Source organism: Streptomyces sp. NBC_00435 (assembly GCF_036014235.1).
Taxonomy (GTDB): domain Bacteria; phylum Actinomycetota; class Actinomycetes; order Streptomycetales; family Streptomycetaceae; genus Streptomyces.
In genome coordinates this window covers 4,116,316-4,127,222 of sequence record NZ_CP107924.1, presented here as the reverse complement: position 1 = coordinate 4,127,222, position 10,907 = coordinate 4,116,316, and the positions used below count along the sequence as shown (strand labels likewise).

Genomic DNA, 10,907 nt, shown 5'->3' with positions numbered 1-10,907 from the left:
CTGACCACAACTACCGGCATGTCACGGGAGGAGTCTAAGGGCACAGGCTCCCGGCGAGGGGGCGGATGTTCCGTCGATACCGTCCCGGCGGCGCATCCTCCCAGGTCAGGGACGCCCACCTGGAAGGACAGGTTCCAACTTGTTCCAACGGTGGATCTCACATCCGTTCGTCCGGCGGAACTCCGACTCGACCCTGTGGCCGTGCCAGGTTCCGGTGATCCGGGCGGTGGCCCGGCCACCGTCCTGCATGGTGCACAGCTCGTCCTTGGCGAGGGGAGCGAAGGGGTCCTTTCCCTCGCGCGCGAGGGCGTCGAGGCGGTCGCAGGCGTCCTCGGCACGAGGGTGGTTACCGCCGACCGGGGCGCACTCCAGCCGGTACTCGCCGTCGGCCCGGGGGTTACCGGTGCCGGAGACGGCGATGGTGAGCCGGTCGGGAGCAGCCAGCAGCCGTCCCAGGGGCGGCAGCGGGGGCAGGGGGCCCGCCACCGCTGCGGCCAGCGCGGAGGTGACGGCGAAAGCGGCGAGACGCAGCATGGGGCACTCCAGGTCGTCCGTACGTCGTACGACAGACCAACGACGGGCCGACTCCGACGTTCCGCGCGAAGAGGGCTTAAGGCTTTGCTCTGCGGGCCGCCCTCCTTGTACCGTGGGAGCGGATTGGTGACCGGCCCCTGGCCTGTGTCATCATCTGCACGCACCTTCGTACGCGGGGGTGTGCTGGAGGCGTCGCCTAGTCCGGTCTATGGCGCCGCACTGCTAATGCGGTTTGGGGCTTACCCCCCATCGAGGGTTCAAATCCCTCCGCCTCCGCACTTCACGAAGCCCCGGTCCTTGCGGACCGGGGCTTCGGTGCGTTCGGGGTCCCGGCGGGTGGTGCTCCGGGCTCGACTGCCCGTGTCACGGGCTCAGCCACGCGTGTCACGGACTCAACTGGATGATCTTCTTCCAGGTCATTTTCGCAGGTCAGGCCGGGTGGGGCTAATGGATTTCGCGTCCCGGCGAGGTCCATGTATTGTTGTTCTCGCAAGGCCAACGGGGCGCAAAACCCCGGCCAGCCAAGCACTCGTAGCTTAACGGATAGAGCATCTGACTACGGATCAGAAGGTTGCAGGTTCGAATCCTGCCGAGTGCACAGCCCAAGAGGCCCCCCGGTTCACCGGGGGGCCTCTTGCGTTGTCCTCCTCAGTGATGAGGTCTGGCTCCGGGGAGCTACGGGGGGAGATGGCTCCACGGAGGGACGCGGGGCGGGGAACGGCCCCGATACGGTTCTTGGAGATCGACTCAACGGAGGTCGATTCGACGGGATCGACTCAACAGAGACCGGCTCGTCAAGGACCGGCTCGCCGGGGAAGCAGGGGGACTCTCATGGGACTGTTCGGGAACGCGCACGCCGTCGATCCGGCGTCGGCACACCGCGAGTACGCGCGGCTGCTGGGACAGGGGGAGCAGGTGCACGCCGCCTATCTGCTGATCCGGGACACGATCCTGTTCACCGACCGGCGGCTCGTGCTCGTCGACAAGCAGGGGCTCACGGGGAAGAAGGTGGAGTACCACTCGATCCCGTACCGGAGCATCACGCACTTCTCGGTGGAGACCGCCGGCCACTTCGACCTCGACGCGGAGCTGAAGATATGGCTCTCCGGGAGCTCGGAGCCGATATCGAAGACCTTCACCAAGGGTGTCGACATCTACGAGGTGCAGGCGATCCTGACGCAGTTCGTCGCCCGGTAACCGACTGGATCGAGGGATCCGAACCCTGTTCGGCTGAGGGGTGGAATCCCCAGATCAGGTACCGTCTCCCGAGGTTTTCAGGGACGTGCTCCCGAGGGTTTCAGGGACGTGAAGGAAGTTCGTGTGGACGACATCGACCGGGCGCTGATCCGGCGCCTCCAGGAGGACGCGAGTCAGCCGTACGCGGCGCTGGCCGCCGCCGTCGGGCTCTCGGCGGGAGCCACCCACGAGCGCGTACGCAAACTGCGCGAGCGCGGCGTCATCCGGCGGACCACGGTCGAGGTGGATCCGGCGGCCGTCGGCAGCGGGGTGCTGGCTTACGTGATGGTCGACTCCTCCGCCTGGATGGGTGACTCCCGGGCCGCGTTCGAGGGGATCGCCGAGATCCAGGAGGCGCACATCATCGCCGGCAGCGCCTCCCTCATGGTCAAGGTCCGCACGGGCACCACCGAGCAGCTGCAGGACGTCCTGCGCCGGCTCTACGCCATCGACGGTGTCAGCGGAACGCAGGCCACCGTCGTGCTGGAGACCTTCTTCGAGCGACCCCTCCCCTTGTGACCTGGTGGTGCACCGGCATCCGGTGGATCGACGGCCGCCCCGCCATGGGCTGGTACGGGCGGGGAGCGGGACGGGGGGAGCGCAGCAGTCCCCTCGAGTACGGGCAGATGCTGGCCTTCTCCGCGCGGGGGGAGCGGCGCTGCCTCGGCGTCCGGCGGGCCGGGCGGTGGACGCCGTGCCCGACGGAGCGGACCGTGCCCGGCCGGGCCGGGAACGCCCAGTGCCCCGAGTGCGCACGGCTGGATCGTTCCTTCTCGGTGGCCGCCGACACCAACGCCGCTGATCCGCGCACCTATCGGGTGTACCTCGCCTGGTTCGGGCCCGGGCTGGTCAAGGTCGGGATCACCGCCGAGGAGCGCGGGTCCGCCCGGCTGCTGGAGCAGGGGGCGGTGGCGTGGGCCTGGCTGGGGCGCGGGCCGCTGATGGCGACCCGCCGGACGGAGGAGCTGCTGCGGTCCGCGCTCGCCGTGCCCGACCGGATCGCCTACGCCCGCAAGCGGTCCGTGCGGGCCGATCTGCCGGCGGCGTCCGAGCGGGCGGCGGAGGTCGCGGCCCTGCACGCGCGGGCGTCCGCGCTGGAGGGGTGGCCGGAGTCGCTGGCGCGGCTGGCGTGCGAGGTGACCGACCACGCAGGGGCGTTCGGGCTCGGGGCGCTGCCCGGTCCTGCCCGGGTGGTCACCGAGATGGTGCCCGGCGGTAGCGTCGCGGGGCGGCTGGCAGGGGCGGCCGGACCCGATCTGCACTTCGCCGACGGGCTGGTCGTCGACACCCGGCTGCTCGCGGGATGGGAGCTGGTGGCGCCCGGGGAGGGCGGCGCTACCGACGTGCCCGTGGCCGTGATCCCGCCCGTCGGGCAGACGGGCCCCGCAGCTCAGGACGGGTTGTTCTGACCCTGCGGGCAGGGCGGTGGGGGACGGGCGGGACCAAGGTCAAAACTTGGATCCCTTTGGCCGCCCGGGCCCATTTCCCATGGACATGCCGGGGCCGGGCCGCAGAGGGTGGTGGGCATGACCATTCAGCCCGTGCGGGCCTTCGAACCGCCTTATGTGATGAGTGTTTTCACCAGTGTCCGGACCGCCGAGGACGACGGATACCCCGAGACCCTCGAGCGGATGACCGAGCTCGTCGGCGCCAACCCGGGCTTCCTCGGCTACGAGTCCGCGCGCACCCCCGGCGGACTCGGCATCACCGTGGCCTACTTCCGCGACCACGAGTCCATGGCCCTCTGGCGCAAGGACCTGGAGCACCAGGCGGCCATGAAACAGGGCCGCACCGACTGGTACGAGAGCTACACCCTGCACGTCGCGACGGTCGAGCGGAGCCACGGCTTTGTCCGCGACGACGCCTGAGGCCGTCCGCGCCTTCCGGGAACGGCTCGGCCTGCCCGGGCTGGTCGACGTACACACCCACTTCATGCCCGGGCGGGTCCTGGACAAGGTGTGGGACTACTTCGACGCGTTCGGCCCGCTGACCGGCGTCGAGTGGCCCATCACCTACCGGCACGAGGAGGAGCAGCGGGTCGCGCTGCTGCGGGAGTTCGGGGTTCGGGCCTTCACCTCCATGCTCTACCCGCACAAGCCGGACATGGCCGCCTGGCTCAACTCCTGGTCGGCGGAGTTCGCCGCCCGTACCCCCGACTGCCTGCACACCGCGACGTTCTTCCCGGAGGACGGGGTGACGCGGTACGTCCGCCAGGCCGTCGAGTCGGGGGCCCGCGTCTTCAAGGCACACCTCCAGGTGGGCGGGTACGACCCCACCGACGACCGGCTCGACCCGGTCTGGGGGCTGCTGGCGGAGGCCGGGATCCCGACGGTCGTCCACTGCGGTTCGGGCCCGGTTCCGGGCAAGCACACCGGACCCGAGCCGATCGCCCGGCTGCTGGCCCGCCACCCCCGGCTGCCGCTGATCGTCGCGCACATGGGGATGCCCGAGTACGCCGACTTCCTCGACCTCGCCGACCGCTACAGCGAGGTCCGCCTCGACACCACCATGGCCTTCACCGACTTCTCCGAGAGGCTGTGCCGGTTCCCTCCCGGCGACCGGGGCCGGCTCGCCGCCCTCGGGGACCGGATCCTGCTGGGCACCGATTTCCCGAACATCCCCTACCCCTACGAGCACCAGCTCGACGCCCTCGAACGGCTCGGCCTCGGCGACGCTTGGCTGCGCGCCGTCTGCCACGACAACGGGGCTCGGCTGTTCCACCTGGACTGAGGAGAGGGCCGTCCTCCACGGGTGGGGTTTCTCAGGCAATTCACAGGTTCAGGCAAGATCGCTCTCACGGGCGGCGGCCAGCGTGTACGCATGACTGCGACGACCACCTCCCACGCGTCCACGTCCACCAGCAGCCCCACGGCTCTCGTCCGTCCCGACGGGGGTCCGTGCCGGGTCCTCGTCGTGGACGACGAGGCCGCCCTCTCCGAGCTGCTCTCCATGGCCCTGCGCTACGAAGGCTGCGAAGTCCGCAGTGCGGGCGACGGGGCGGGCGCGGTCCGCGCGGCACGGGAGTTCCGGCCGGACGTCGTCCTCCTCGACATCATGCTGCCCGACATGGACGGGCTGGCCGTCCTCGGCCGCCTGCGCCGGGAGCTCCCGCAGGTCCCGGTGCTGTTCCTGACCGCGAAGGACTCGGTCGAGGACCGCATCGCGGGGCTGACGGCGGGCGGCGACGACTACGTCACCAAGCCCTTCAGCCTGGAGGAGGTCGTGGCCCGGCTGCGCGGTCTGGTCCGGCGCTCCGGCGCGGCGCAGGCCGCGCGCGGCGGCTCGGTGCTGGAGGTCGGCGACCTGCGGCTCGACGAGGACAGCCACGAGGTGATCCGGGGCGGCCAGGAGGTCCATCTCACCGCGACCGAGTTCGAGCTGCTGCGCTACCTGATGCGCAACCCGCGCCGGGTGCTGAGCAAGGCGCAGATCCTGGACCGCGTGTGGTCGTACGACTTCGGCGGCCAGGCCAACGTCGTGGAGCTGTACATCTCCTACCTGCGGCGCAAGCTGGAGGGCGGTACCGGCCTCCCGCCTATGATCCACACCCGGCGGGGCGCCGGCTACCTGATCAAGCCGGCCGACTAGTGGTGCTCGGCTCGTCCCGGACGTTCCCGTCGCTCCGGTCGTCCCTCTCGTCCCGGTCGTCCCGGTCGTCCGGGTTGTCCGGGTCGCCCCCGCCGCCGTCCCACCGTGCGCGGGAGACCGCGGACCCGGGCGTACGAGGGCCCGCGCTCTCCCGCCGCCCCCGCCGGCCCGGCCGCCCCGGGCGACCGGCCGGTCCCCGGCGCCCCCGCCGGAGCCGGCGGCCCTGGTCGCTGCGGACCCGGCTCGTCGTCTCGGCGGTGGCCCTCATCGCCGTCGTGGGCGCGGCCATCAGTACCGTCACCACCCTCGCGCTGCGCTCGTACCTCGTCGACAAGGTCGACGAACAGCTGCGGGTCGCCGTGGAGATGGCCAGCCGCCCCGGCGCGAGCAAGCCCGGCCGGGAGAACTACCTCGGCGTCGTCCTGTCCCCCGGATCCCCGTTGGGGTCCGCCGGAGTTCGCCTCGACCCCGCGGGGAAGGTCCTCGACAGTGTGCGCAGCGACCGCAGCGCCGCCGTCGGCGGGTCCGGACCCGGAGGCCACCCGCCGCTGACCGAGGACCAGGCCGCCGCCCTCGCCGGGGCCGCCCGCAAGGCCGCCGACGGGCGTCCCGGCAGCCCGGTCGAGCTGTACCTGCCCCGGCTCGGGAGCTACCGGGTGCTGACCGCGCCCGGCGGGACCATCGTCCTCGGCTTCCCGCTCACCGAGGTCGACTCCACCGTGCACACCCTGATCGCGGTGGAGGTCTGCGTGACCCTCGCCGGACTGATCGCGGCCTCCCTCGCCGGACAGGCCTTGGTCGGCGTGGCCCTGCGTCCGCTGAGCCGGGTCGCTGCCACCGCCACCCGCGTCTCCGAACTGCCGCTGCACAGCGGGGAGCCGGCCCTCCACGAGCGGGTACCCGACGCCGAGGCCGATCCACGTACCGAGGTCGGCCAGGTCGGCGCCGCCATCAACCGGATGCTCGGCCACGTCTCCTCGGCTCTGACCGCACGCCAGCAGAGCGAGACCCGGGTCCGGCAGTTCGTCGCCGACGCGAGCCACGAGCTCCGCACCCCGCTGGCCTCGATCCGCGGCTACGCCGAACTGACCCGCCGGGGCCGGGAGGAGCCGGGCCCCGACACCCGGCACGCGCTGGGCCGGATCGAGTCCGAAGCCACCCGGATGACAGGTCTGGTGGAGGACCTGCTGCTGCTGGCCCGGCTCGACGCGGGCCGCCCGCTGTCCAGCTGCGACACCGACCTGGCCCCGCTCGTCGTGGACGCCGTCAGTGACGCCCGGGCCGCCGGTCACGACCACCACTGGCGTCTGGACCTCCCCGACGAGCCCGCGCCCGTCCACGCCGACCCGGCCCGGATCCAGCAGGTGCTGGTCAACCTGCTGGCCAACGCCCGCACCCACACCCCACCCGGCACCACCGTCACGGCGCGTGTTTCACGTGAAACATCCGCCGTCCGGCTCCGGATCGAGGACGACGGCCCGGGCATTCCGCCCGAGCTGCTGCCCCACGTCTTCGAGCGCTTCGCCCGCGGCGATGCCTCCCGCTCGCGGTCGGCCGGCTCCACGGGCCTCGGACTGGCCATCGTGCAGGCCGTGGTCTCGGCCCACGGCGGCCGCGTCGGCGTGAGCAGTACCCCCGGCCACACCTCCTTCGAGGTCCTGCTCCCCCTCGCAGACACCGTGCCCCCGATGGCCCGGACTGCGACGAAGACTGTGACGAAGACGGCGACGAAGACGGGGACGAAGGCGGAGGAGACGGGGACGACGGAGCCGGCGGTGACGGCGGGGGCAGCGGCCGCGGCCGCCACCGCGCGGCCGGACTCACAGACGGGCCACAGGGTCACCACACAGCGGTGACAGCCCGGCCCGGGAGAGTCGGAGCATGCCAACCGACACCTCTCCCGGAGCGCTCCCGGTACGGGCGCCCCTCGCGCCCGTACCGGGTGAACCCGTCCTCGACGTGGTGATCCCGGTCTTCAACGAGGAGGCGGACCTCGGCCCCTGCGTGCGCAGGCTGCACGAGCACCTCACCCGGACCTTCCCGTACCCCTTCCGTATCACCATCGCGGACAACGCGAGCACCGACCGCACCCCCGAGGTCGCGGCCGCCCTCGCGGCCTCCGTCGCCGGGGTACGCAGCACCCGGCTGGAGGAGAAGGGCCGCGGCCGGGCCCTGCGCACGGTGTGGGGGGAATCCGACGCTCCCGTCCTCGCATACATGGACGTGGATCTCTCCACCGACCTCAACGCCCTGCTGCCGCTGGTCGCCCCGCTGATCTCCGGCCACTCCGACCTCGCCATCGGCACGCGTCTCGACCGCTCCTCGCGGGTGGTCCGGGGAGCGAAGCGGGAGTTCATCTCCCGCGCCTACAACCTGCTCCTGCGCTCCTCGCTGTCCGCCCGCTTCAGCGACGCCCAGTGCGGCTTCAAGGCCATCCGCCGCGAGGTCGCGACCCGGCTGCTGCCGCTCGTGGAGGACTCCGGCTGGTTCTTCGACACCGAACTGCTGGTCCTCGCCGAGCGGGCCGGGCTGCGGATCCACGAGGTGCCGGTGGACTGGGTCGACGACCCGGACTCCACCGTCCACATCGCCCGCACCGCCGCCGAGGACATCAAGGGCGTCTGGCGGGTGGGCCGGGCGCTGGCCGTCGGCGCGCTCCCGCTGGACCGGCTCGCCCGCCCCTTCGGGGACGACCCGCGCGACCGCACCGCCCTGCCGGGGGTGCCGCGCGGCCTGGCCCGCCAGCTCCTGGGCTTCTGCGTGGTCGGGGTCCTGTCCACCCTCCTCTACCTGCTCCTCTACTCCGCCGCCCGGAGCGCCGCCGGTCCCCAGCTCGCCAATGCCGTCGCTCTGCTGTTCTCCGCGGTCGCCAACACCGCCGCCAACCGCCGGCTCACCTTCGGCGTCCGGGGCCCGGTCCGTGCGGTGCGCCACCAGGCCCAGGGGCTCGTGGTGTTCGCCATCGGTCTGGCCCTGACCAGCGGATCGCTCGCCGCCCTCGGGGCCGCGAACGCCAGGCCGGGGCACAGCACCGAACTGGCCGTCCTGGTCACCGCCAACCTCGCCGCCACCGTGCTGCGGTTCCTGCTCTTCCGCGCCTGGGTCTTCCCCGAACGGCGCACCACTTCCGCGAAGGACGATCCCCGATGACCACGGCAGCACTACCGCTCCATCCGCCCGTCCCGCCCCCGCCGCCCGCCTCGGTGGCCGGGGCACGCACCGGGCGGCCCGGCTGGGAACGCCCGGCCCTCGCCGTCCTGCTGCTCGCCACCGCGGTCCTGCTGCTGTGGGACCTGGGCGCCTCCGGTTACGCCAACTCCTTCTACTCCGCGGCCGTCCAGGCGGGCAGCGAGAGCTGGAAGGCCTTCTTCTTCGGCTCCTCCGACGCCGGAAACTCCATCACCGTCGACAAGCCCCCGGCGGCCCTGTGGCCGATGATGCTGTCCGTCCGGCTCTTCGGGCTCGGTGCCTGGCAGATCCTCGTGCCCCAGGCACTCATGGGCGTCGCCACCACCGCGGTGCTCTACGCCTCCGTGCGCCGTCACTTCGGTCCGGCGGCCGCGCTGATCAGCGGAGCCGTCTTCGCGCTCACGCCCGTCGCCGCGCTGATGTTCCGCTTCAACAACCCCGACGCGCTGCTGACCCTGCTGATGACCGTGACGGTGTACTGCGTGCTCCGGGCCCTCGACGGGGCGCGCACCAAGTGGCTCCTCTGGGCGGGTGTCGCGGTCGGCTTCGCGTTCCTGACCAAGACCCTGCAGGCGTTCGTCATCCTGCCGCCGCTGGCCCTGTTGTACGCGGTCTGCGCGCCGACCCGGCTGCGCAGGCGTCTGGGGCAGCTGCTGCTCTCCGGGCTCGCGATGGTGGTGTCCGCCGGCTGGTGGGTGGCCATCGTCGAACTGTGGCCCGCCGCCTCCCGCCCGTACATCGGAGGCTCGCAGACCAATTCCTTCCTGGAACTGACCCTCGGCTACAACGGCCTCGGCCGGATCAACGGCGAGGAGACCGGCAGCGTGGGCGGAGGCGGCCGCGCGGCCGTCGAGGGCATGGGCGCGGGCGGTCCCGGCGGCGGCGGTGGCGGCGGGATGAGCTGGGGAGAGACCGGCATCGACCGGCTCTTCTCGTCCAACATCGGCGGCCAGATCGCCTGGCTGCTGCCCGCCGCCCTGATCCTGCTCGTCGCGGGCCTGGTGGTCACCTGGCGGGCCCGCCGGGCCACCGACTCGCTGGAGGGAACGGCCCGCGCGGCCTTCCTCGCCTGGGGCGGGTCCCTGCTGATCACCGGTCTGGTCTTCAGCTACATGCAGGGCATCTTCCACGAGTACTACACCGTCGCCCTGGCGCCCTATGTCGCCGCCCTCGTCGGCATGGGCATCGCCGTCCTCTGGGAGGAGCGCGGCAACCGTGCCGCGTCGTTCACCCTGGCCGGGACCCTCGCTCTGACGGCGTACTGGGCCTTCGTGCTGCTCGGCCGCGCCGCGGAGTACGTGCCGTGGTTGCGCTGGCTGGTGCTCGCTGTCGGACTCGGCACGGCTGTGCTGCTGCCGTTCGCCGCGCGGCTGGGCCGCCGCGCCGCACTCGGTGTGGCGGCAGTCGGCCTGGGAGCGGCCCTGGCCGGGCCCCTCGCGTACTGCCTGACCACGGTGACCACCGCCCACGCGGGCTCGATCGTCACGGCGGGTCCCGCGGTCGCGGGCGGCCGGGGCGGCCCCGGCGGCGGGATGCGCGGCTTCGAGATGCCCGGCGGGGCCGGGATGCCGGGTGGCGGCGGCGCACCGCAGGGCATGCCCCAGGGCGGAGGCGCCCCGGGCGGCCAGGCCCCCGGCGGCCAGGCTCCCGGCGGTCAGGCCCCCGGCGGTCAGGCACAGGCCGGCCAGGCCCCCGGCGCCGGCCAGCGTGCCGACGGCGGCCGGACCGGGCGCCCCGGCGGGACGGGCGGCGGCATGGGAGGCGGCATGGGCGGTCTCCTCGGCGGCACGAGGACCAGCGCGGAGGCCACGGCCGCCCTGCGCCGCGACGCGGACCGGTACACGTGGGCGGCGGCGGCCATCGGCTCGCAGAACGCGGCCAGTTACCAGCTGGCTTCGCAGGAGCCGGTGATGGCGATCGGCGGCTTCAACGGCAGCGACCCGTCGCCCACGCTGGAGCAGTTCAAGGAGTACGTGAAGGCCGGGAAGATCCACTACTTCATCGGCCAGAGCAGTACGGGCGCCGGTGGCGCGGGTGGCGCGGACCAGGAGACCGGTACCGCGGCCCGGGGCGGTGGCGGCCCCGGAGGGGGCACCAGCAGCGCGATCGAGAGCTGGGTCAAGGCCACGTTCACGCAGTCCACGATCGGCGGAGCCACCTTCTACGACCTCACGGCGCCTGCGGCCCAGGCATCCACGACGTCCTGAAACCCGCCGAACCCCGAGCCCGCCCCCAGGGCCTGTCGTCACCCTCCCGTCAGCCGCGCGGCCGCCCTTCGGGCGACGACGGGAGGTTGACGACAGGCCCTAGCATCAAGGGGGCGGACCGGGCATAACGGGCTGGTCCTGCTCTCGTGAGGA

At 72.5% G+C, this 10,907-nt stretch carries 10 protein-coding genes and 2 tRNA genes; 11 read left to right on the top strand and 1 reads right to left on the bottom strand.

The window, feature by feature from the left end; translation table 11 throughout:
* Positions 1-105: 105 nt before the first annotated feature.
* Positions 106-534 (bottom strand): SSI family serine proteinase inhibitor, encoded by a 429-nt coding sequence (locus OG389_RS18925; protein WP_328299650.1) that lies wholly within the window; start codon positions 532-534, stop codon positions 106-108.
* Positions 535-719: 185 nt separating this feature from the next.
* Between OG389_RS18925 and OG389_RS18920 the strand changes: the two genes are divergently transcribed.
* The 11 genes from OG389_RS18920 (at position 720) to OG389_RS18870 (ending at position 10,754) form a co-directional block, all read left to right on the top strand.
* Positions 720-810 (top strand) — tRNA-Ser (locus OG389_RS18920).
* Positions 811-1,059: 249 nt separating this feature from the next.
* Positions 1,060-1,132, top strand: a tRNA-Arg gene (locus OG389_RS18915).
* Between the two features lie 233 nt (positions 1,133-1,365).
* Positions 1,366-1,731, top strand: coding sequence for a PH domain-containing protein (locus OG389_RS18910; RefSeq protein ID WP_328299649.1), 366 nt, complete (start codon positions 1,366-1,368; stop codon positions 1,729-1,731).
* 123 nt (positions 1,732-1,854) lie between these two features.
* Entirely contained in the window at positions 1,855-2,289 is a 435-nt protein-coding gene (locus OG389_RS18905; protein WP_328299648.1) for an Lrp/AsnC family transcriptional regulator, read from the top strand.
* Positions 2,286-3,179, top strand: coding sequence for a DUF2797 domain-containing protein (locus tag OG389_RS18900; RefSeq protein ID WP_328299647.1), 894 nt, complete (start codon positions 2,286-2,288; stop codon positions 3,177-3,179). Before OG389_RS18905 ends, OG389_RS18900 begins: the two co-directional genes overlap by 4 nt.
* A gap of 117 nt (positions 3,180-3,296) precedes the next feature.
* Positions 3,297-3,638 (top strand): antibiotic biosynthesis monooxygenase family protein, encoded by a 342-nt coding sequence (locus tag OG389_RS18895; protein ID WP_328299646.1) that lies wholly within the window; start codon positions 3,297-3,299, stop codon positions 3,636-3,638.
* A complete protein-coding gene (locus OG389_RS18890; protein ID WP_328299645.1) occupies positions 3,619-4,500 on the top strand; it encodes an amidohydrolase family protein in 882 nt (293 codons plus the stop codon). Before OG389_RS18895 ends, OG389_RS18890 begins: the two co-directional genes overlap by 20 nt.
* Positions 4,501-4,590: 90 nt before the next feature.
* Positions 4,591-5,358: a response regulator transcription factor gene (locus OG389_RS18885; protein WP_328299644.1), complete on the top strand. Its 768-nt coding sequence runs from the start codon at positions 4,591-4,593 to the stop codon at positions 5,356-5,358.
* 257 nt (positions 5,359-5,615) lie between these two features.
* On the top strand, positions 5,616-7,214 hold the full coding sequence (locus OG389_RS18880; protein ID WP_443059306.1) for a sensor histidine kinase: 1,599 nt from the start codon (positions 5,616-5,618) through the stop codon (positions 7,212-7,214).
* Positions 7,215-7,239: 25 nt separating this feature from the next.
* Positions 7,240-8,508, top strand: a complete 1,269-nt coding sequence (locus OG389_RS18875) for a bifunctional glycosyltransferase family 2/GtrA family protein (protein ID WP_328299643.1) — start codon at positions 7,240-7,242, stop codon at positions 8,506-8,508.
* Positions 8,505-10,754 carry an ArnT family glycosyltransferase gene (locus OG389_RS18870; RefSeq protein WP_328299642.1) on the top strand — a complete coding sequence of 750 codons (2,250 nt, stop codon included), beginning with the start codon at positions 8,505-8,507 and terminating at the stop codon, positions 10,752-10,754. The genes OG389_RS18875 and OG389_RS18870 overlap by 4 nt, the downstream gene beginning before the upstream one ends.
* Positions 10,755-10,907 lie beyond the last annotated feature (153 nt).